General features: G+C 65.9%; 15 protein-coding genes and 1 riboswitch. Of the genes, 7 read left to right on the top strand and 8 right to left on the bottom strand.

Annotation, left to right across the window (positions count from 1 at the left end):
- Positions 1-237: 237 nt before the first annotated feature.
- The 5 genes from GQY20_RS25085 to GQY20_RS25065 all read right to left on the bottom strand — a co-directional run bounded on the left by GQY20_RS25085 (position 238) and on the right by GQY20_RS25065 (position 6,123).
- Positions 238-921, bottom strand: coding sequence for a class I SAM-dependent methyltransferase (locus GQY20_RS25085; RefSeq protein WP_157219878.1), 684 nt, complete (start codon positions 919-921; stop codon positions 238-240).
- Between the two features lie 25 nt (positions 922-946).
- Positions 947-1,411: an Rrf2 family transcriptional regulator gene (locus GQY20_RS25080; RefSeq protein WP_157219877.1), complete on the bottom strand. Its 465-nt coding sequence runs from the start codon at positions 1,409-1,411 to the stop codon at positions 947-949.
- 32 nt (positions 1,412-1,443) lie between these two features.
- Positions 1,444-2,931: a PepSY domain-containing protein gene (locus tag GQY20_RS25075; RefSeq protein ID WP_232476240.1), complete on the bottom strand. Its 1,488-nt coding sequence runs from the start codon at positions 2,929-2,931 to the stop codon at positions 1,444-1,446.
- Between the two features lie 132 nt (positions 2,932-3,063).
- Positions 3,064-5,043 (bottom strand): TonB-dependent receptor plug domain-containing protein, encoded by a 1,980-nt coding sequence (locus GQY20_RS25070; protein ID WP_232476239.1) that lies wholly within the window; start codon positions 5,041-5,043, stop codon positions 3,064-3,066.
- A gap of 191 nt (positions 5,044-5,234) precedes the next feature.
- A riboswitch (cobalamin riboswitch) is annotated at positions 5,235-5,480 on the bottom strand.
- A 79-nt stretch (positions 5,481-5,559) separates the two neighbouring features.
- Positions 5,560-6,123 carry a histidine phosphatase family protein gene (locus tag GQY20_RS25065; protein ID WP_157219875.1) on the bottom strand — a complete coding sequence of 188 codons (564 nt, stop codon included), beginning with the start codon at positions 6,121-6,123 and terminating at the stop codon, positions 5,560-5,562.
- Positions 6,124-6,319: 196 nt separating this feature from the next.
- On the opposite strand from GQY20_RS25065, the gene GQY20_RS25060 reads away from it, so the two are divergent.
- The 4 genes from GQY20_RS25060 to GQY20_RS25045 all read left to right on the top strand — a co-directional run bounded on the left by GQY20_RS25060 (position 6,320) and on the right by GQY20_RS25045 (position 10,542).
- Entirely contained in the window at positions 6,320-6,547 is a 228-nt protein-coding gene (locus GQY20_RS25060) for a CbtB domain-containing protein (protein ID WP_157219874.1), read from the top strand.
- 124 nt (positions 6,548-6,671) lie between these two features.
- Entirely contained in the window at positions 6,672-7,400 is a 729-nt protein-coding gene (locus tag GQY20_RS25055) for a CbtA family protein (protein WP_157219873.1), read from the top strand.
- Positions 7,401-7,502: 102 nt separating this feature from the next.
- Entirely contained in the window at positions 7,503-9,575 is a 2,073-nt protein-coding gene (locus GQY20_RS25050) for a S46 family peptidase (protein ID WP_198351191.1), read from the top strand.
- A 13-nt stretch (positions 9,576-9,588) separates the two neighbouring features.
- On the top strand, positions 9,589-10,542 hold the full coding sequence (locus GQY20_RS25045) for a polysaccharide deacetylase family protein (protein WP_232476238.1): 954 nt from the start codon (positions 9,589-9,591) through the stop codon (positions 10,540-10,542).
- Between the two features lie 10 nt (positions 10,543-10,552).
- On the opposite strand, the gene acpA is transcribed toward GQY20_RS25045, so the two are convergent.
- From acpA to GQY20_RS25030, 3 genes are read right to left on the bottom strand one after another with little or no spacing between them, the layout of a single operon-like run.
- The gene (gene acpA, locus GQY20_RS25040; RefSeq protein WP_157219871.1) at positions 10,553-12,229 is read right to left on the bottom strand and encodes an acid phosphatase; all 1,677 of its coding nucleotides are present in this window, start codon (positions 12,227-12,229) and stop codon (positions 10,553-10,555) included.
- A gap of 58 nt (positions 12,230-12,287) precedes the next feature.
- A complete protein-coding gene (locus tag GQY20_RS25035) occupies positions 12,288-13,493 on the bottom strand; it encodes an MFS transporter (RefSeq protein WP_157219870.1) in 1,206 nt (401 codons plus the stop codon).
- Positions 13,486-14,532, bottom strand: coding sequence for a LacI family DNA-binding transcriptional regulator (locus GQY20_RS25030; RefSeq protein WP_157219869.1), 1,047 nt, complete (start codon positions 14,530-14,532; stop codon positions 13,486-13,488). The genes GQY20_RS25035 and GQY20_RS25030 overlap by 8 nt, the downstream gene beginning before the upstream one ends.
- Before the next feature lie 363 nt (positions 14,533-14,895).
- Here GQY20_RS25030 and GQY20_RS25025 point away from each other — a divergent pair, with 363 nt between their 5' ends.
- The 3 genes from GQY20_RS25025 to GQY20_RS25015 all read left to right on the top strand — a co-directional run bounded on the left by GQY20_RS25025 (position 14,896) and on the right by GQY20_RS25015 (position 21,366).
- Positions 14,896-17,331: a TonB-dependent receptor gene (locus GQY20_RS25025; RefSeq protein WP_157219868.1), complete on the top strand. Its 2,436-nt coding sequence runs from the start codon at positions 14,896-14,898 to the stop codon at positions 17,329-17,331.
- A gap of 97 nt (positions 17,332-17,428) precedes the next feature.
- The gene (locus GQY20_RS25020; protein ID WP_157219867.1) at positions 17,429-18,970 is read left to right on the top strand and encodes a tryptophan halogenase family protein; all 1,542 of its coding nucleotides are present in this window, start codon (positions 17,429-17,431) and stop codon (positions 18,968-18,970) included.
- Positions 18,971-19,140: 170 nt separating this feature from the next.
- Positions 19,141-21,366: a beta-glucosidase gene (locus GQY20_RS25015; RefSeq protein ID WP_157219866.1), complete on the top strand. Its 2,226-nt coding sequence runs from the start codon at positions 19,141-19,143 to the stop codon at positions 21,364-21,366.
- The last annotated feature ends 40 nt before the right edge of the window (positions 21,367-21,406 follow it).

The raw sequence follows: 21,406 nt of genomic DNA, 5'->3' as shown, positions 1-21,406 counted from the left end.
TCGGATGGCGGCAGGTTGCGAGACCAGGTCTGCTGACATGGCAAATCCTTTCAGAGTGGTTGGTAGCAAACCGACTCTGATCTTCCTCAGGCCGCTATCCAACTCTCATCATGGAATCTTTCCCTGAAGGGGCCAGCAGATACACACAGTGCTTCGGTCGCGTTTTTGCGACGTGATCCCGACATTTAACCTCGAGCGCCCCGGCCCTTTCCCGCAAGCGGGAGAGGGAGCGTTGGATCAGGCGTAGGCGACCCATCCCCGCCAGGTGAAGGCGGCATAGAAGGGCGTGACCTCCGAAAAGCCCGCTTCGCGCAGGATCGCTTCATCCTGCTCGGGGCTGAGCAGATCCAGATTGGCTTCGACGGAGACCTGGGCATTGCGCGCCTGATCGGGGTCGGCGCCGGATGCGATGGCGAAAGCGGTGTAGCGCGGCAGCCAGAGGGCGCGATCCGCCGCGCTTTGCGGAAAGCTGGAATGGGCGGCGACGAAGGGTGCGCCGGGTTTCAGGCGGCGATGGATCTCCATTGCCGTCCGGCGGCGCTCGTCGGCTGCCAGGAAGTGCAGCGTCAACAGGCAGGTGGCGGCATCGAACGGTCCTTCCGGGCCATTGTCGATATAGCCCTGGTGCAGGCGCGCGCGGCCGGCATGGGCGCCGAGCGTCCGTTCGGCCAGCGCCAGCATCTCCGCCGACGGATCCACTCCATCGAACGTCCAGCCGGGTTCGGCCTCGGCAAGCGCCTTCATTTCCAGTCCACCGCCGGCCCCCAGCACGAGGATGCGCCCGCTCGGCGGCACGCGCTCGGCGATCAGCACCGCGGTCATGCGATGCAGGGACGCATAGCCGGGAACGAAGCGGGGCGGACCGTCGGCATAGCGGGCGACATGGTCCGGATCTGAAAAGGGGGCGAGGATGGCGTTCATGGATGGTTTCTCCGGATGAAGGGGGTCAGGCCTCGTGCATGCCGGCGGCATCGGGCTGGCCGCCGCGGGCGGTGAGACGGGCGTGGAAATCGGCGCTGAGCGCGGCGAGCGTGACCTCGCCGAGCCGCGCGAGGAGGAGCGTTTCGGCGTCGTGGAATGCCTGGTCGAGCGCGGCATTCACCGCCTGCTCGACGAGACAGCCCGGTGCCTCGGTGCGGTTGCCCATGGCGAGCAGGGTGGGGCTGCCGATCGCCTGATAAATGTCGTGCAGCGTGATGGTCGCAAGGTCGCGCGCGAGCGTCCAGCCGCCGCCATGGCCCTTCTCGGAACGCACATAGCCCCGCTCGCGCAGGCCCGCCATGATCCGGCGGATCACGACGGGATTGGTGTCCATCGCGCGCGCGAGCGCTTCGGATGTCACGGGTCCGCCCTGCTCGGCCATGTGGAGCAGGACGTGAAGGATGCCGGAAAGGCGGCTGTCGCGTTTCATGTAATCTTACATGTTACATGAAACGCGACCCGTCAAGGGCGCGATCGAACGCGCCGCCATCGGCGCCGCAGATCGCGGCGCAGGCGGGAAAAGCCCATCCATGTGCCGGTGGCGCAGATCAGGGTGACGCCGGCGAGCAGCGGCAGCACGATCATGTCGCGTAGCGGATGGCGCCGCAATGGAGGCAGGTCGAGGCTGTGCAGTCCATCCTGCAGCCAGCGAAATCCGCGGGCATTGCGATCGAGTGCGCGCAGCAAGATGCCCGAATCCGGATCGATATAGAGCCGGGTCCGCTGATCGTCCGCCAGGACCGCTCGCCACACCGGCAGCTTCACCGCAAAGCGATGCGCGTAATAATAATCGTCTTCATCGCGGAGCAGTTCCAGCGATGCGAGTTTCGGGCCCCTGGCCAGCGCGGCTTCCAACTCCGGACGGGAGAGACGCGCCGGGTGGCCTGTGGCGTCGAAGCGGGCGATGCCGGCATTCGATGCGATGGCGATGACATGGATGCGTCCGCCAAGCGGCGCGGCCTCGATGCGGACGGTGCCGGCCGGCACGGCCTGCAGTGAGGAGAAGGCGGAGCGCGTCGCCGCCCAGTCGAGCCGGCCGGCGAGCCGGCCGCGCTCGGCAAAGCCGGCCATGCTGTCGAGAAAACCCCACGGATTCATCGAGAAGAGACCGCTCGCCACCCAGCTCAAAGTCAGCAGGCCGAACAGCAAGCCGAAGATGTGGTGCCACCACCAATGGCCGCGATAGGGCGAGCCGATCCTGCCATCCCGCGTGCGGCGCAGGCGCGCGAGGCCCACCCACAGCCCGACAACGACGAGGAAGCAGCCGGCCAGCGACGTCCAGATGACGACCTGGCTCCAGAGCGTGCCATCCTCGCGCAGCATGGTCGGATAGAGCCAGTGCGGCACCGCGCCGAGCCAGCCGAGGATGCGTTCGCGGCGCGTCGTCTGCTGGACGATCTCGCCGTCGTTGCCGGCGACATAGGCAGTCGATCCGGCGGGATCGGCATAGTCGATGCGGTAGAGCGGCTGATGGCCACGGAAGGTCTGCACCGTCCACTGGTCGAAGCGGAGCGGCACGGCGCGCTCGGCCGGGCCGGCGATGCCGAAGCGCGCGCCGAAGCTGCGGCCGGCAGCGAGGGTGGCATCGGGAGACAGCGGCGCGAGCGGCCGGCCGCTGGACAGATCATAGGCGGATGGAAGCGCGCGCATCTGCGCGGTCGGGCGGCCGGGATCGATGGCGGGACGGATACGCAGCACCGGCCGGCCGGCCAGCATTTCGATCCGCGCCGAGGCAAGGGCGGTATCGGGCGCGATCGGGATACGGTCCAGCATGCGCGCCGCACCGGGAGCGATCGGCTCGAGACCGCGTATCTGTTCGGTGGGAAGCAGCCGTGGATAGTCGGAATAAAGCATGACGAAGCCGGACAGGCACCAGATCGTCATGATCAGGCCGATCGTCACGCCGAGCCAGCGATGAAGCAGCAAGATCGGACGGGGCAGGGGAGGCATGGCGGGCTCCGGATTTTTCCCGGACCGGCGAACTGCGGATCGATCATCCTGCTTTTGAGCCTCTCCCGAAAATGGGAGAGGCTTAAAAGGGGCAATATCTATCCTTTCGCCAGGCCGGTGAGCTGGTTTCGTTCAGAAGCTCACGCCGTAGCTGACGCGCAGCGTGCGCGGCACGCCGCGGTAATGATAGAGGAAGCGCCCACTCCCGTCATCGAGGGGGGCAGAACCATAGCCGCGGGTCGCATAATCCTTGTCGAACGCGTTTTCGAGCGTCAGTCCAGCGCGATGACGTCGCGCTGCGCCATCAAGATAGACATGAGCGCCGAGGTCGACGACGGCATAATTGCCATAGTTGCGCCGCCCGAAACCGGAGATGGTCGACCAGGCATCGCCCACCCAATTGATCGCGACATTGGCGCCGAATGGGCGGTCGCTCGGATCATAGGCGATCGATCCCTTGGCGAACTGCTTCGGCGTCCGGTCGCGTTGGAGCGAAGACCCTGCGTTGCGCGAACGTGTGTAGGTGTAGCTCGCCGACATATGCCAGGCTTCGCCCAGCGATGCGTCGAGCACCAGTTCCGCGCCGCGCACCGTCACCTTTTCCGGCACATTGACATAGATGCCGTTCGGGTAGGCGGGATTGTCGTAATCCGCGTCGATCAGATCGGTGATCCTGCGCGTGAAGCCGGTGAGTTTCCAGTCGATCGTCGCGCCGGACAGATGGGCGCCGCCGCCGATCGTGGCGTTCAGGTTCAGGCTCTGCTCGGGCTTGAGATTGGGATTGCCGACCTCGCAGCAGGGATCGATCCCGTAAAGCGAGGAGGCATCCGGCAGCAGGAAGGAGGTGCCGCCATTCGCCTCGGCATAGAGAGCAGCGCCGATGTCGTAGCGGCCCGAGACGTTCCAGATCGTCTTCTTGGCGCCACCGGTCTTATTATAGCGCAACCCGGCCGAAAAATGCGCGCGTCTCGATATCTCGTCGGTCGTGCGGACCTGGAAGATGCCGGCATGCACCTTTTCGTCGAGTTTGCCGATCAGCAGCACGTCGTCCCGGCCATTGAACGTCTGGAAGTCATAGCCGAACAGATATTCGAGGCCGCGATGCAGGTGCAGCTTGATCAGCGCGCTGCCGCCATAATCCTGATAGCCCCAGAAGGTGCCGGGCGGATAGACGGTGACGGGTTCGCTTACCCCCGGTATGTTCAGTAGCTGCACATAGGCCGTCTTCCAGTCGTGGAAATAGCCTTTGAGGAAGAATTGGACCGCATCGTTGCCGGTGTAGTCGAGCCGCGCGCTCGCAATCTCCTCGTTGCGGTCGTTGCGGCTCTTGTTGACATAGACCGCGCTGAGATTGTCGAGTTTTGCCTGCGTGTGCTGATATTGAAGATTGAGACGCAGATCGGACGTGAAGTCATATTGATATTTGCCGCCGATCGACCAGAGCCGATAGCCGCGGCGCCGATCGGACGCGCTCGGTTGCATTTCGCTATAGGGACGATAACCCTCGGCATGGTTGCGCGAGGCGTAGACGACGAACTTGTGTCTGCCTGCGCTGCCGCGGGCATAGCCGTCCAGATTGGTGCCGGCGCGGCTGTCGACGCTGCCATTGACCTGCCCGTTGAAATCGTCGGTGAAGCTGCGCGTCACGACATTGATCACGCCGGCGGCGGCCTGGGTGCCGTAGAACAGGCTCTCGCCCCCCTTCAGCACCTCCACCCGCTCGATCATGCTCGCTGGCAGCGTGTCGTTGGGCGAGGTCGATCCGTAGAGCCGGTTGTTGATGCGGATGCCGTCCACCGTCCAGAGCACGTCCTGGGTACGCGATCCCTGCAGCGAGATGTCGACATAGCTGAACGGGCCGCTGCCGGGCTTGATGTAGAGGCCCGGAACGGTGTCCAGCGCGGTCGCGACATCGACGGCACCGCGATCGCGGACCTGCGTTTCGCTCAGCGTTTCGATGTCGCTGCCGTAGCGGGACAGTTGCTGCGGCAGTTCTTCCTCGATGCTCTGGCCGGTGACGACGATATTTTCGCCGTCATCCGCATTCTCCGCCAGTGCGTGGCCGGCACAGCCCAGCCCGAGCGCAACGGCGGCCGCCGTGCGCGATATCATCCTGAAATCCATCGTCTTCTTGCCCCTCGGCGCCGCACGACATGAGACGGGGGCGTGCCGTAGACGAACGGCCGGCACGCCTGCCGGACGGGCGCCCTCGGGCGACCGGCATGCGTAACCGTGCGGCCCCCGCCGCTCCATCGTCGCTCAGACGGAAATCACCGTGCCGCGGCCAGCCCCTGGGCCAAGGCAAGAGCGACCAGACGCCGGCAGGTCTCCTGGCTCATGGGTCATCGCTTGATGCACGGCCTTCCCAGGCCTCGCATGACTTAGCGTCCGGCCCAGTGACTGGCGGCGCGGTGCATTCTGCCCGGCCGCACATGTGCATCGCGCTCGCCACTTACAGTTGCAGGGACAGCCGCGGCATTGGGGGCAGGACCCCCGCACCGCATTCCCTTTCAAGCCCCTCGCGGGGCACCGGCGCGATCTCGTTCGCGTCCGCGGCGGCTGCCGCGGGGCGAACGGCGCATCGGTTAAGCCCGCTGGCGGCGGCTGGCAAGCGGCTTGTGCGATGATCTAGGCTTGCCGCAGTTCCTGCAGCCGCCACAGGCGGTTGAAGGAGAGGATTGCCGTGCCGAGCGGCGCGACGTCGATGCGCAGCGTCGCCGGCGGAGGCAGGTCGAGCGCGTGGGCGATCGCTGCGCGGATCGCGGCGGCGGGAGCGATGGCAAGAAGCGTGGTTTCCTCGGACGCCCTCTCGTCCAGCCAGACGCCGACGCGTGCAACCACCGCCGCCAGCGTTTCGCCGCCCGGCGCGCCCGCTGCCGGATCGGCCAGCCATTGCATCAACCGTTCGGGATCGGCGGCATGGAGATCGACGAGCGAGCGTCCGGCCCATGCGCCGGCATCCGCATCGGCGAGGGCAGGTGCGGTTTCCGCGGCCAGGCCCATGGCCACTGCGGTCTCGGCCGCGGCGCGGGTCGGTGCGGCATATATGCGTGCCGGCGCCGGGCCGTCGATGCGGCGCATCGCGGCCTTGGCGCGGCCGCCTTCGTCGAGCGGCTCCTCGGCTGCGGCGAAGGCGCCGATACGCTGCGAAGCGGTCGCGCCCGCGCACAGCAGGATGAGTCTGGTCGCCAAGCCGGCCTCCGATGGTGATTGACGCCGCCGTCCCTTCGCTCCAAAGCGGACGTAGCGATCCTGGGCAAGAAGCCGGTGCAAGTCCGGCACGGTCGCGCCACTGTTATCGGCAAGTCATCGCACCTGTCGAGAGTCAGACCTTTCCCGGGATCACCGACCAACCACGGGACGCGTTATCCCTGAGGGAGTGATTGTAATGGCCACGCAAGCCGCGATTTTCGACGACCGCTTCATCCCCGTCGGCGGGGCGACCAGCATCCCTGTGGAAGAGATATTGCCCTGGGCGGTCTTCGGCCTGCTGCTGGCCACAATCTTCCTCTATTTCGTGAGCACGGAGCAGGGCGCGACCTCGCTGTTCGCCGGCCGCTACGTCCACGAATTCGTGCATGACGGGCGCCACCTGCTGGGCTTTCCCTGCCACTGATCCAACGTCGGATCTCCTCTCGCGAGCCAGGATCCCGATAGCTCGTCACCCCGGCGAGAGCTGGGATCGCGTTCGGCACGCGAGCGGTTCGACGTGGAAACGAAACTTTCGGCAAGAGGCCATCATGACCAAGGATCTGCTGTGGCGCGGCATGTTGGCCGGCATCCTCGCCGCCCTGCTTGCTACTCTATTCGCCCGTAGCTTTGCCGAGCCGCTGGTCGATCGCGCCATCGCCTTCGAGGAAAGCTCGCACGAGGCGCATGCGATGGGCGCGCATGCCGAAGTGAACGAGCCCGAGATCGTCAGCCGCGACACGCAGAAGGGCGAGGGGCTGCTTACCGCGATGCTGCTCTACGGTGCGGCCGTCGGCGGTATCTTCTCGCTTGTGTTCGCCTATGGCTATGGCCGCTTTGCGCTGATCGGACCGCGTACGCTTGCCCTGCTGCTTGCCGCCCTGGCATTCGTCGCGGTCATCCTGGTGCCCGCGATCAAATATCCGCCCAACCCGCCGGCCGTGGGCAGGCATGAGACGGTGGCGGTGCGAACCGCGGCCTATTTCGCGATGATCGCCATCTCGCTGATCGCCATGATGGCGGCATCGCGCCTGCGCGCCATGATGATTCCACGGCTCGGTGCGTTCAACGCGCTGCTGGCCGGCGCGGCGGCCTTCCTGCTGGTGGTGTCGATCGTGCCGCTCGGGCTGCCGTCGATCGACGAAGTGCCCGCGGCCTTTCCCGCCGATCTGTTGTGGGACTTCCGCGTGACCGCGTTCGGAACGCAGCTCGTGTTGTGGGCGGCGCTGGGGATCGGTTTCGGCGCCATGGCCGAGCGGGTGCTGCAGACGCGACACTGAGGCCAGCAATCCCCTCTGCTTCGGAGGGATACTATCGCGAGCGGCATGGACGATGTTTCATCCATGCGTCAGGATCGCCTCGTTATAACGAGGGTGCCCGCGATGAAGATGCTTCCGACCACTGCTAGCGGCCTGGCGATCGCTCTGGCCTGCTTCTCCCTACCGGCGCATGCCGATGAAGGCATGTGGACGTTCGATGCCTTCCCGTCCGCGCAGGTGAAGGCCGCGCATGGCTTCGCGCCGGATGCGGCGTGGCTCGATCATGTGCGGCTCTCCGCGGCGCGGCTCACCGGCGGTTGCTCCTCCTCGCTGGTGTCCGCCCAGGGGCTGCTGCTCACCAACCACCATTGCGTGGTCGATTGTGCGCAGAAGCTGTCGACCGCCGATCACGACTATATGAAGAACGGCTTCCTCGGCGCCGACCAGTCCCAAGAACAGAAATGCCCTGGCCAGCAGGCCGAGATCTTGACGAGCATCGCCGATGTGACGCCCAAGGTGCAGGCCGCGATCGGCGCGGCAAGCGGCGAGGCGCTGGTCAAGGCGCGCGACGCGGCGATCGCGAAGATCGAGGACGGCGGCTGCTCGGACAAGGCGAAGCAGCGCTGCCAGGTCGTTACACTTTATGGCGGCGGCCAATACAAGCTCTATACCTATCGCAAATATTCGGACGTGCGGCTGGTGTTCGCACCGGAATATGAGGCGGCGCAGTTCGGCGGGGATCCGGATAATTTCAACTTCCCGCGCTACGGCCTCGATGCCGCTTTCCTGCGGATCTACGAGGATGGCAAGCCGGTCGCGACGCCGGCGCATCTGCGCTGGGATCCGCGTGCGCCCAAGCCGGGCGAGCTCGTGTTCGTCGCCGGTAATCCCGGTTCCACACAGCGTCTTTTCACCCAGAGCCAGATTGCGATGCGACGCGACCTGGCTCTGCCTTCCACGGAGATCCTGCTGTCCGAGCTGCGCGGCCGGCTGATCGCCGCGATGGCGGGCGACGCGGAGCGCACGCGCACTGGCGCGGACAGCCTGTTCGGCGTCGAGAACAGCTTCAAGGCCTATTATGGCATGTACCGCTCGCTGCTCGATCCCACTTTCGCCGCGACCCTGGCGGACAATGAGCAGAAGCTGCGCACCCGCATTGCGGCCGATCCGAAGCTGGCCAAGGCGATCGGCGATCCCTGGGCCGAGGTGGCGCGCGCGATGAGCGCCTATCGCAACATCTATATGCCTTACATGTTCCTCGAGGCGCGGCCTGGCTTCACCTCCGATCTCTATCGCTATGCGGTATCGATCGTGCGCGCTGCTCAGGAGCGGGAGAAACCGGATGCCGATCGCCTGCCGGGCTACACCCAGTCGGCCCTCCCGCTGCTCGAGAAGGAGTTGCTCGATCCGGCGCCGAGCTATCCGTGGCTGGAGGAGCTGAAGATCGGCTTCTGGTTATCGAAGACCCGCGAATATCTGACGACGGATCATCCGCAGGTGAAGGCGCTGCTCGGCAGGGATTCGCCCGAAAACCTCGCCCATGCGCTCGTCACCGGCACCAAACTCGCCGACCCGGCGGTGCGAGCGGCGCTGTTCAAGGGTGGCCTGGCTGCGGTGAACGCGTCGGACGATCCGCTGATCCGCTTCGTGCTGGCGCATGACGGTGAGGCGCGGGCGCAGCTCAGCCGCTACAAGGCTGAGGTGGAGGGGCCGGTGACGGCGGCGCAGTCGCGTCTCGCCCAGGCGCGTTTCGCCGCTTATGGCGACAGCCTCTATCCGGACGCTACCTTCACGTTGCGCCTGTCCTACGGCACGGTCGAGGGATGGAACGAGGCGGGTCGCCCGATCGCGCCGACCACGAACTTCGCCGGGCTGTTCGATCGGGCGACCGGGCAAGCGCCCTATCAGCTTCCCGCCCGCTGGCTGGCGGCGCGCAGCAAGCTGGATCCTCAGACGGTGCTCGATTTCTCGACCAGCAACGATGTCGTCGGCGGCAATTCCGGATCGCCGGTGATCGCCAGCGACGGATCGGTGATCGGGGCGTTGTTCGACGGCAATATCCACAGTCTGGGCGGCGCCTTCGGTTACGATCCGCGGCTCAACCGCTCCGTCGTCGTATCGACCGGCGCGGTGGAGGCGGCGCTCAGGACGGTCTATCCGGCGCCCGCCCTGGTCGCCGAGCTTCACGCCAATTGAACGGAGCCATGCCTTGATCGGAAGAGTCTTCGCCCGCTGCCTGTTGCTGCTCACCCTGTTTCTGGCGGTGCCGGTGGAGGCGGGGCAGGTCGCCATGACCTTCGACGATCTTCCGGTCTATGGGCATTTCCGTCCGATCGCGGATGCCGAGGCGGTGACCAGCGACCTGCTGGCCGGGATCAAGCGCAATCACTGGCCGGCGACGGGCTTCGTCAACGAGATCCAGCTCGATGCAGGCGATCGGCCGCGTCGCATCGCGTTGCTGAGCCGCTGGCTGGATGCGGGGCTGGATCTCGGCAATCACAGCTATTCGCACGTCTCCTTCACCCACACGCCGGTCGATGCCTATATTGCCGACGTCGCCAAGGGGGAGACGGTGACGAAGGGGCTGCTCGCGGCACGCGGTCGCACAGAGCGCTGGTATCGTCATCCCTATCTCGAGACCGGGCCGACGCTCGTCGCCCGGCGTCGTTTTGAAGGCTGGCTGGCGCAGCATGGCTATCGCGTCGCGCCGGTTTCGATGGAGAATAGCGACTGGCAGTTCGCCGATCCCTATGACGCTGCCCTTGCGCGCGGCGACCGGAAGCTGGCCGAGCATATCCGCCAGGACTATCTCGATTTCACCGCGCGGATCGTGCCCTGGTATCGAAAGGCGGCGACGGGATTGCTGGGGGGCGAGCCGGCTTTCGTGTTCCTGCTTCACGCCAGCCGGCTCAATGCCGACAGCATCGATGCCATCGCCGCGATCCTGAAGGCGCAGCATCTGCGCACCGTGACGCTCGACCAGGCGATGAAGGATCCGGCCTATCGCATCGCGGACGCCTATGCCGGGCCGGACGGCGACGAGTGGGTCACGCGCTGGTCGATGACGCTCAAGAAGGATCTGCCCTGGTCTAGCCTGCCCCAGGTGCCGGCGGGCATCGTCGCGCTGGATGCGAAGGCCGATCCGGCCGCGGCGAAGAACTGATCGCGTCCGCTCAACCGAAACGCAAGGCCGCCGTCAGGTCCCCCGGCGGCGGTCCGCCCGCCGCGATCATCGCCTTTTCCCGTTCGATCAGGCCCGGCAATTTGGCGAGGCCGAAGCGACGGGTGATGAAGCGCGCGATCGATCCCGTGTCGTAGATGGCATGATCCACCTCGCCGCGGCGCGCATGCGGCGAGACGATCAGTGCCGGGATGCGGGTGCCGGGGCCCCAGCGGTCGCCTTTCGGCGGCGGGACATGATCCCACCAGCCGCCATTCTCGTCGAAGGTGACCACGATCAGCATCTTCTCCCACTGCGGCCCCTTGCGCAGCGCATCGATCACCGCGGCGATGTGACGGTCGCCGGCATCGACGTCCGAATAGCCCGCATGCATGTTGAGATTGCCCTGGGGCTTGTAGAAGCTGACCGGCGGCAGACGGCCTGCCTGGACGTCGGCAAGGAAGCGGTTGGTGCGTGCCGTCTCGCCCTCGCCGCCGTCGCGCAGATGCTGCTCGCGCGCTGGCATGCCCGGTGCGAAGCGGAAGAAATAGTTGAACGGCTGATGGTGCGGCTGGAAATTCGGCCGGGCCGGAAAATCCGGGCCGGTGGCGCCCTTGGCGGCGGATTCGTCCGCGAGCGCGGCGCCCCAGCCGCCGGCATACCAGGCCCAGTCGACGCCCCGATCGCTCAGCATGTCGCCGATCGTCTTGTGGGTTTGCGGCGGCAGCGTCATCGGGTTGTCGGCATTGGCATAGCCCGGCCGCTCGGGATCGCGCATGCCGGCGAAGGTCGGTCCATAAGGCGGGAGCATCGTGTTAACCGCCCAGAAGTCCGGCGTCAGCGTATCGGAGACGAACAGTGGCGGCCCCTGCATCGCGCTGGCGGGAGAGTTTGCTTTCTGCTTCGGCCGGATACCGCGTGGATCGGCCGGATCGAGCGCGACGATCCGTGCCTTGGCGGGGCTCTGGTCCGCCGCCGGGTAGAAGGAGGGCTGGGCGGCGATGAGATATTGGTGATTGAAATAGGATCCGCCGAACGCGCCCATGAAGAAATTGTCGCACAGCGTGAATTCGCGGGCGATTTGCCATAGCCGGAGATTGGACGAACCGTCGCCATAATGCCCCATCACCAGCGCGCCACTGTCCCCCCAGGCGACGAAGCCGTCATTGCGGCCGCCATTGATCTGCAGCTGGTTGTTGTAAAAGGTGTGGACCAGATCGCGTGTCACCACGCCGTGCGGCAGCGGATCTCCGTCCGGCGTCGCCAGCGCGAAAGGGGCGTTGGCAAGGCCGGTCAGATCATTCTCACCAATGTCGAAGACGCGATGTTCCACCACCTGGGACTGAGCGGTGAGCCCCTTCCAGATTTTGGGAAGGGTGGTGAGCAGTGTCCCGTCGCGATCGCGCTGTGCACTTTCTTCCGGCTTCAGCGCCGAAAGGGGGCGCTGCAGGCCGGGAAAATCGGCGAAGAGATTGTTGAAGCTGCGGTTTTCCGCATAGATGACCACAACGGTGTCGATATGGGCCTGTAGCGCCGCATCGGGATTTGCCGCCGGCCGTCTCTTCCGCCCGGCCGGTCTGGTTTCGCCCGGGGCAGCGATGCCCGCAAGGCCGGCCGCGGCGGCGAGACCGCCCAGCAGCAGGCGGCGTTCCGGATCCTGAGGTTGGTCGTCGTCCCGGTCCCCGCTCATCCGTCATCTCCCCATTCGCTCTCGTCCTGCGTAAGGCCGTGACGGGAGACGATGCAAGTCAGCGAAGCGCGCGGCTGGCGATCAAGGTCAAGGCGCAGCCGGCCAACGCGGCGAGGAGCAGCAGGAAAAGCGCGCCATAGTCGTTCGGGCTGCGGCTCAACACCGTGAAGGCGACGGCCGGGCCAAGGATGGCGGGCAGCGTGTTGGCGGCGTTCATCACCCCCAGATCACGGCCGCGATGAAGGGGCGAAGGCAGGATCTGCGCGACCAGCGCAATGTCGATCGTCAGGAAGCTGCCGAGCCCAGCCATGAACAGCGTGTAGCCGATCAGCGCCGCTGTCCAGTCGCCGCGCAACAGCATGGCCAGGATGCCAGCTGCCATGGACATGACGGCGACGAGCAGGAACGGCTTGCGCCGTCCGGCCCGATCCGAAGCGCGCCCGATCGCGATGGAGGACAGGGCGCTGAGCAGCGTCGCGGTCGCGACGATCCACGCGAAACCCACCTGCACATCCTGCCCGCGGAAGAGTCCGTCCGGGCGAATGCCGTCCTTCAGGTAGAAAAGAAAATAGCTGGTGACGACGTTGCCGCAGAGCTGCACCAGGAATTTGGCGAGCCACAGACTGCGGAAGGCGGACCAGCGAAAGGCAGTTGGCGTGGCGACGTCCTCCGGCTCGGCATCTGCCACGGCGCGCGGCCAGAACAGCAGCAGAGGGAGGACGAGCGCCCCCACGGCGGCTCCGAGCACGAGCATGCGCATTGCATCGCTGCCCATCAGCGGCAATCCGATCAGCGCCGATGCGAGCGATGCGAGGGGAAGGGCGAGATTGGCGAGCGCCGAGATGCGGCCCTTGAAGCGATCCGGCACGCTATCCGCGAACAGCGCGGCGAGTGGACCGAACAGCGTGTTGAAGGCGAACTGGAACAGCATCACGCCGATGGTGAGCTGGATCGTCCCGGAGGCGGCTGCGATCAGCGCAAAGCTGGCCCAGGTGGCGAAGAGGCCGATCCACAGCCAGGGCAGCCGTGTGCCGAAACGCGCGCGGCTCCAGTCGCTGGCCATGCCGGCGGCGACATTGGCGACCGTCGCCACCGCCACGCCGGCCAGCAGCGCTTCGCTGAGCAGCGTTACCTTGGCGTTCCCCGCCAGCGCCTCGGCGCGCAACGGCAGCACCACGGTCAACAGCGGCAGGAAGGCGAGATAGGCGCCGACATTCGCCAGCGGATAGAGCCAGAGCCGTCGGCTGCGGCCGTGCTCAATCATGTGGCGGCGCGGTCGACCCGCGGATCACCAGCTCGAAGGGCAGCACATGTGCCGGGCTGCCATTGGGATCGATACCGCGTCCCTCGATCAGAAGGGTGGACGCGCGCTCGGCCATCGCGGCGGTGGGCTGGCGGATGGCGGTCAGCGGGGGCAGACTGAAACTGACCGGCGGCGTATCGTCGAAGCTGATGATGGAGAGATCGCGCGGGACCGCGAGGCCGGCGCCGCGTGCCCGGTGCAGCGCGGCGAGCGCCTGTTCGTCGCTGCTGGCGATGATCGCGCTCGGGCGCTCGGCAAGAGTCAGCAGGGCCTCGGCGGTCTCCAGCCCGGACTCGAAGCTGAACTCGCCCTCGCGGATCCATTCGGCCCGGATCGGCAGGCTCGCGGCCTCCATCGCCGCGCGATAGCCGGCGAGGCGCTCCGCGCTGACCGCATAGTCCGCGCTGCCGGTCAGGAAACCGATGCGGCGATGGCCGAGCGCGATGAGGTGGCGGGTCGCTACTGCGGCGGCTTCCTGTTCGTCCATGACCACGCGGAAGCCGCGTTCGTCGCCGCTTCCCGGACTCATCCGGGCGATCGCGACGCCACGCCGCTCAAGCTGGTCGATGATGCTCGTATCCTGCGAATGGGGCGGGGTCAGGATCACGCCGTCGGGACGCAGGGACGAGACGACGGCATCGATCCGCTGGTGAAGACGGTCGGAATGGCCGTCGAGAAGCTCGATCAGCAGGTGATAGCCATCGCGCTCGCAGCGGGGCATCGCGCCGAGCAGCATCTGCGCTACCCAGTCGCTGCCGCGGCCGGCGCGCCACTTTTCCAGTGTCGGCTCGCGATCGTTGAAGGCGACGAGCAGATAGGATTTGGATCCAGCCATGCGCCGGGCGGCCATGTTCGGGACATAGCCGAGCTTGTCGATCGCGGCGCGCACACGATCGCGCAACGCATCGGTGACGTTGGGCCCGTTGTTGATGACGCGTGAGACGGTCTGCAGCGAAACGCCGGCTTCCTCCGCCACATGCTTGATGGTCACTGACCCCATAAACGCCCTCGCTTCACCATCCAGCTAACCCAGTGTTGCACGTCGGACAACATGAACCCCACAGCAATCCGAGGTTCACAATTTTGTGTTGTGAACGTTCTCAACATATGCTTAAAGGCGATTCGCACGAGGTCAATGAGCTTCGTGTCACGGAGAGGTGCAGTCATGGGACAATCAGGCTGAGACGCTTCGGCGGGATCTGATGATCTAGAACAGGGTGATTTGCTTGTCGGCGTGTCAAAGCGGCGCGGTCGACTTGCGCATATCTGTCAATCAACAGTGTTCAGGGGCCGGGCGTCTAACGCGTCAGGTATTGCAAGTCTATCACCGCGGCATGCTTCGCGGTTCAAGGAGGGGTTTTCGATGAAGAACAGGGCTATTCTGGCCGCTGGCAGCGCGCTCGCTCTGGCGATTGCATGGGCGCAGGGTGCGGCGGCGCAGGAGGCGCCGGCTGCGGCCCCCGCGGCGGACGCCGGGCAGGGCTTCGGCGACATCGTCGTCACTGCCACGCGCCGCGAGACGACGCTGCAGAGCACGCCGGTCGCCATTTCGGCGTTCAGCCAGGCGACGTTGGACAAGCAGCAAGTGAAGGACGTCACCGACCTCGCCCGTTTTGTCCCCTCGCTGCAGTTCAACCAGCAGGGTGACCAGTCGGCCGTGCTCCTTACGCTGCGCGGCATCGGCAATGACAGCGCCTATACCGAGGTCGCCGATCCCGAAGTCGCCATCTATGTCGATGGCGTCTATAGTCCGCGCGCGCAAGGCGCGGTCGTGCTGATGTACGACATGGAGCGTGTCGAGGTGCTGCGCGGCCCGCAGGGCACGCTGTTCGGACGCAACGCCACCGTGGGTGCGCTCAATCTCACCACCGCGAAGCCCAAGCTCGGCGAGTTCAGCGGCTATGTCGAGGGCGTGGCGGGCTCCTACAGCCGCCTCGGCGTGCGCGGGATGATCAACATCCCGGTCACCGATACGCTGGCCATCCGCCTCGCGGCGATCAGCGATCGGCATGACGGCTATGCCTCCTATCAGCAGCCACCGCACATTGCGGGCATCGATCCTTCGGCCTTCGTCACCTCCGGCAAGAAATATTATGCCGCGGACCAGCAATCGGGCCGCATCAGCATCCTTTGGCAGCCGAGCGACCGCTTCACCTGGAACGTAAACGTCGAAGGCTACAAGGACACCGGCGCTCCCGTTACCGGTCTGCTGCAGGATCCGCGGCCGGGGACCAAGAAATGGTCGATCCTCGCGGATACGGCGCCCGAACAGGATCGCTGGTCGGTCAATGTTCGCAGCAACATGGATTATAATATCAGCGATTCGATCCAGGCCAGCTACATCTTCGGTTATCAGAAGATCGGCGGTTCGACTGCGGTCGATGCCGATGCGGGCACATTGCCGCCGGTTAACGACACCACGCCGTCGGGCGCCTTCCAGGAAAACCGCACCGTCTGGTCGCGTTACGAATTCCAGAGCCACGAAGTCCAGCTGAAGTCGCGTGGCAAGCAGACGATCGACTGGATCTTGGGCGCCTATTACAGCCATGAGAAGAACGCGATCCGCTTCGACATCGATATTCGCAACGGCTATCGCAACGGCACCTTCAACTGGGCCGGCAGCTTCATCCAGGCTGATCGCGAGATCGACTCCTATGCCGGCTTCGGCCAGGCGACCTGGCACGTCAACGACGCGATCCGCCTGACCGGCGGCCTGCGCTATACGCAGGATCGCAAGAAGGACGTCGGCGGCCGCAACGTGACCTATAATGGCGATGGCTGTTCCGATGTCGACAAGCTGCCCGGCGGCGCCTGCACCGGCGGCATCTTTGGCGCCTATCCGGATGCGACGGCCGAGGAGCTGGTCAATCTGCTGCCCGGCTACGGCATCTCGCCCAACGACGTGAAGGGCAAGTGGCACAAATGGACTTACCTGGCCCGTGCCGACGCCGATCTCGCGCCCGGCCTGCTCGGCTATGCCAGTGTCAGCACCGGTTTCAAGTCGGGCAACATCCAGGATGGCGGTCAGTTGACTGGTCCTGAGACACTGACCAACTATGAAGTTGGCCTGAAGTCCCGCCTGTTCGACAACAAGGCCACGTTCAATGTCGCGGCCTATTATTCGGACTTCAAGGGCTATCAGGTGAACCAGGCGGTCACGGACCGCGCACCGGACGGCACGATCATCTCGAGCCATCTCGCGACCCAGAACGCCAAGGGCGCCAAGGCCTACGGCATCGAGGCGGAGCTCAATTGGGCAGTCACCCATCGCGATCGCATCCAGGCATCGGCGACGGTGCAGAAGACCAAGCTCGACGAACTGGAGAGCATCGACGCGCGGCTCTACAACAATTCGGATCAGGGCAAGGTCGCCGAGCTCAAGGGCAATGAACTCGCCCATGCGCCCCGCTTCTCGGCCACCATCTCCTACGAGCATGATTTCGAAATGGCCAATGGCGGCCGGATCACGCCGCGCCTGACCACTCATTATGAAACCAAGAGCTGGCTGAGCTACTTCAACGGCGACAAGAATCCGTTCGTCAATGCGAATGACAGCGGTACGCCGCGCGGCATCTACGGCACGTCCTTCGATCGCCAGAAGTCCTATTTCCGCTCGGATGCCTCGCTCCGCTACAGCGCGCCGGACGATCGCTACTCGGTCGAGGTGTTCGTGCAGAATATCGAGAACAAGCATATCCGCACCGGTGCCGGCTCGTTCGGTGCTCCGGCGGATCCGGTGTTCATCTCGGTTCTGCAGCCGCCGCGTACCTGGGGCGTGCGGGCTCGCGCAGCCTTCTGATCGGTTCGCCGTGCCGGCATAGGGCATGGCGCATCCCCGCGGCCACCGTCGACCTCCCCCCGGCGGTGGCCGCCTCCCTCTTCAAGGATGAGGCGGCATGACGGGACGCATCATCATCGTAGGCGGCGGTACCGCGGGCTGGCTGACCGCTGCCTATCTCGTCCGGTCGCTCGGGCGCAGCGGCTGGCGGATCACGTTGGTGGAATCCGCGGATATCGGCATAATCGGGGTGGGCGAGGGGACGTTTCCGACGATCCGCGACACGCTCGCGGCGATCGGCGCGGACGAGCGGCAATTTCTCCGCGAAGCGGATGGCAGCTTCAAGCAGGGCGTGCGCTTCGTCGGCTGGACGGGCGCGACGCTGCCCGGCGGCGCGAAGGATGATTATTTCCACCCGTTCAACCTGCCTTATGGTGGTGATGAAGGCCTGCTGCCCTACTGGATCAAGGCGCAGGACGAGGCCAAGCGGCCGGCCTATGCCGATGCCGTGACCGCGCAAGGCCATGTCATCCGCGCCGGCCGGGCGCCGAAGCGGGCGAGCGATCCGGAATTTTCCGGCCCGATGAACTATGCCTATCATTTCGATGCGGCGCGCTTCGCCGACTTCCTGAGGAAGGTGGCGACGGCGGGTGGAGTCGAACGCATCGAGGCGACGATCGGTTCGGTCGACCGGCACGAGGATGGCCGCATCGCGGCAGTGGTGCCGGACGATGGACGATCCGCGATCGCGGGCGACTTCTTCATCGATTGCTCGGGTTTTCGCGCGCTGCTGATCGGCAAGACGCTCGACGTGCCCTTCGCCGGATGCGGCGACACGTTGTTCAACGACCGCGCTCTGGCAATCCAGGTGCCGCATGAAGGCCCGGAGACGCCGATCCGTCCCTACACGCTGGCGACGGCGCATGAGGCGGGCTGGACCTGGGATATCGGCCTCGGTGCGCGACGCGGCGTCGGCTATGTCTATTCGAGCCGGCACAGCGACGACGAGGCGGCCGAACGGGTGCTGCGTGCCTATGACGGTGAGGCGGGTCGCGATCTCTCCGTCCGCCAGCTCAAATTCGCGAGCGGCTATCGCAGCACGCAATGGGTCGGCAATTGCGCGGCGGTGGGTCTTTCGGCCGGCTTTTTCGAGCCCTTGGAATCGACCGGCATCATGCTGATCGAGGTGGCTGCACGGATGATCGGCGATTTCCTCGTCGCCCCATCGATCGACCGTGAGGCGATGGCGGCGGCCGCGCGCAGCTTCAATCGGCTCATGGCGGCGCGTTTCGAGGCGATCGTCGAGTTCCTGAAGCTCCATTACGCGATCAGCGGGCGACGCGACACCGGTTATTGGCGCGACAATACCGATCCCGTCACCATGCCGGACGGGCTGCGCGACAAGCTCGCGCAGTGGCGACACCGTCCACCCTCTCGTTTCGATTTCGTCGTCGATCACGAAACCTTCCTGCCGGCGAGCTGGCAGTTCATCCTTTACGGCATGGGCTTCCGCACCGATCCCGCGGCGGTGACGCTCAGCCATCGCGACGATGCCGGCGCGGGCGCTGCCTTCCTGCGCGTGCTGGATGCCGCGAGGCAGGCGGTCGCCGAGCTGCCACCGCACCGCACGCTCCTCGAACAGATGCGCCTCGCCGCATGACTTGGGATGGACATATGCGTGCCAAGACAGGCGTGACGCTACACCATATGCCGTTCGCACTGAGCTTGTCGAAGTGCTCCCTTCTTTCGACCTCGGAAAAGAAAGGGAGGGCTTCGACAAGCTCAGCCCGAACGGAGAGGTCTGTCTTCGCGCGGGGTACCCACAATCGAATGAAAAAGCTGATTCTCGCTGCCCTGCTCGCCACCAGCGCCTCGCTCGCCATGGCCGCCCCCGCGCATCCCTGGCTCGACCGCTCGTTGAGCGCCTCCGTCCGCGCTGGCAGCCTCGCCGCCGCTATGACCCAGGACGAGAAACTCGTCCTAGTCCACGGCTATTTCCCGCCCAAGGCGAAACCCGCGCAGGAAATGGGCATGATCCCATCGGCCGGGCATATTCCGGGCATCCCGCGGCTCGGCATCCCGACCTTGCGGGAGAGCGATGCCAGCCTCGGCGTCGCCAATCAGGTCGAGCAGCGCAAGGGCGATACCGCGACGGCGCTGCCCGCCGGTCTCGCCACCGCGGCCACCTTCAATCCCGAGCTCGCCCGCTCGGGCGGCGCGATGATCGGCGCGGAAGCGCGCGCGAAGACCTTCAACGTCCTGCTCGCCGGCGGCGTCAACCTCACCCGCGATCCGTGGAACGGGCGCAACTTCGAATATCTCGGTGAGGATCCGCTGCTCGCCGGCATCTTGGCGGGGGAAGCGATCCGCGGCGTCGAGAGCGCCCATATCGTCTCCACCGTCAAGCATTTCGTGCTCAATTCGCAGGAGACCGGCCGTCACGTTCTGGATGCGCGTATCAGCGAGACGGCGCTGCGCGAAAGCGATCTGCTCGCCTTCCAGATCGCGATCGAGCGCGGACGGCCGGGTTCGGTGATGTGCGCCTACAACAAGGTCAATGGCGACTACGCCTGCGAGAATGAGCCGCTGCTCAATGGCGTGCTCAAGCGCGACTGGCACTATCCCGGCTGGGTGATGTCGGACTGGGGCGCGGTCCATTCGACCGAGAAGGCCGCCAATGCCGGACTCGACCAGCAAAGCGGGCAGGAGCTCGACCGCGCGCTCTATTTCAATCAGCCGCTCGCCGAGGCGGTGGCCGCTGGCCGCGTCTCGCAGGCACGGCTCGACGACATGGTTCGGCGCATCCTCACCGGCGTGATCGCCAGCGGCCTCTATGATGATCCGGTGCCCGCGACGCCGCAGCCGATCGACCTCGACACCCATGCCGACGTCGCCCAGGCGGTGGCCGAGCAGGGCATGGTGCTGCTCAAGAATGAGGGAGATTTGTTGCCGATCGCTGCGAGCGCGCGGCGCATCGTGCTGATCGGCGCGCATGCCGATGTCGGCGTTTTGTCGGGCGGCGGCTCCTCGCAGGTCCGCTCGACCGGCGGCGCGCCGGTCGAGATTCCGCTGACCAAGGGTGAGGCGGCATCCTTCGCGCGCATGACCTGGCATGCCTCCTCACCGCTGAAGGCGCTGCAGGCCGCGTTGCCGGGCGCGGACATCCGCTATGTCGACGGCAGCGATCCCGTTGCGGCGGCCGCGGCCGCAAAGCAGGCCGATCTCGCCATCGTCTTCGCCTGGCAGTGGCAGAGCGAGGCGCAGGACGCCGAGACGCTGGCGCTGCCCGACGATCAGGACGCGCTGATCGCCGCCGTCGCCGGCGCCAATGCGCATAGCCTGGTCGTGCTGGAGACCGGCGGGCCGGTGCTGATGCCCTGGCTCGCCAAAGTGCCGGCGGTGCTCCAGGCCTGGTATCCCGGCCAGCGTGGCGGCGAAGCGCTGGCGCGGATCCTGACTGGCGCGGTGAGCCCTTCGGGACGCCTGCCGATGACCTTCCCCGTCTCCGCCGACCAGGCGCCGCGGCCCGAGCCGATGGGTCTCGCCAATCTGCGCGCTGCGGAAGCGCGCCGCGCGGCGGGTGACAAGACCGATTACGGTATGTCTGCGGGCGTCGCGCCCTTCACCATCGACTATCGCGAAGGCGCCGACGTCGGCTATCGCTGGTATCAGAAGACCGGGCGGAAGCCGCTCTTCCCGTTCGGTTACGGCCTCAGCTACACGCGCTTCAGCTACGGAACGCCCGCGATCGTCGGCGGTGCCGCGCCGAGCGTAAGCTTCGAGGTGACCAATGCGGGCGAGCGTGCCGGCGCAGACGTCCCGCAAATCTATGTCGAGGCGGGTGGCATCTATCGCCTCGCCGGCTTCGCACGGGTCGCGTTGCTGCCCGGCCAGACGCAACGGGTGACCATATCCCTCGAACCGCGCACCTTCGCCCGCTTCGAAAAGGGCTGGGTGGTGGACGGCGGCGCGCGCCGCTTCCGCATCGGCCGATCGGCCAGCGACGTCGTCTATGAAGGGACACTCGACCTTTTGCCCACGCGTATGGCACCGTGACCGGGTGCAAGCGCTTGAGCCTGCGCGGCCGAGGGAGAAT

The sequence above is a fragment of the Flavisphingomonas formosensis genome, from assembly GCF_009755815.1.
In the GTDB taxonomy this organism is placed as follows: Bacteria; Pseudomonadota; Alphaproteobacteria; order Sphingomonadales; family Sphingomonadaceae; genus Flavisphingomonas; species Flavisphingomonas formosensis.
This window is presented reverse-complemented; position numbering and strand designations above follow the sequence as displayed.

Coding starts and splice junctions, on each gene's coding strand:
- GQY20_RS25055 (WP_157219873.1), top strand. CDS start 6,672: ATGACCAAGGATCTGCTGTGGCGCGGCATGTTGGCCGGCATCCTCGCC.
- GQY20_RS25085 (WP_157219878.1), bottom strand. CDS start 921: ATGAACGCCATCCTCGCCCCCTTTTCAGATCCGGACCATGTCGCCCGC.
- GQY20_RS25070 (WP_232476239.1), bottom strand. CDS start 5,043: ATGATATCGCGCACGGCGGCCGCCGTTGCGCTCGGGCTGGGCTGTGCC.
- GQY20_RS25050 (WP_198351191.1), top strand. CDS start 7,503: ATGAAGATGCTTCCGACCACTGCTAGCGGCCTGGCGATCGCTCTGGCC.
- GQY20_RS25025 (WP_157219868.1), top strand. CDS start 14,896: ATGAAGAACAGGGCTATTCTGGCCGCTGGCAGCGCGCTCGCTCTGGCG.
- GQY20_RS25060 (WP_157219874.1), top strand. CDS start 6,320: ATGGCCACGCAAGCCGCGATTTTCGACGACCGCTTCATCCCCGTCGGC.
- GQY20_RS25020 (WP_157219867.1), top strand. CDS start 17,429: ATGACGGGACGCATCATCATCGTAGGCGGCGGTACCGCGGGCTGGCTG.
- acpA (WP_157219871.1), bottom strand. CDS start 12,229: ATGAGCGGGGACCGGGACGACGACCAACCTCAGGATCCGGAACGCCGC.
- GQY20_RS25075 (WP_232476240.1), bottom strand. CDS start 2,931: ATGCCTCCCCTGCCCCGTCCGATCTTGCTGCTTCATCGCTGGCTCGGC.
- GQY20_RS25035 (WP_157219870.1), bottom strand. CDS start 13,493: ATGATTGAGCACGGCCGCAGCCGACGGCTCTGGCTCTATCCGCTGGCG.
- GQY20_RS25080 (WP_157219877.1), bottom strand. CDS start 1,411: ATGAAACGCGACAGCCGCCTTTCCGGCATCCTTCACGTCCTGCTCCAC.
- GQY20_RS25015 (WP_157219866.1), top strand. CDS start 19,141: ATGAAAAAGCTGATTCTCGCTGCCCTGCTCGCCACCAGCGCCTCGCTC.
- GQY20_RS25030 (WP_157219869.1), bottom strand. CDS start 14,532: ATGGGGTCAGTGACCATCAAGCATGTGGCGGAGGAAGCCGGCGTTTCG.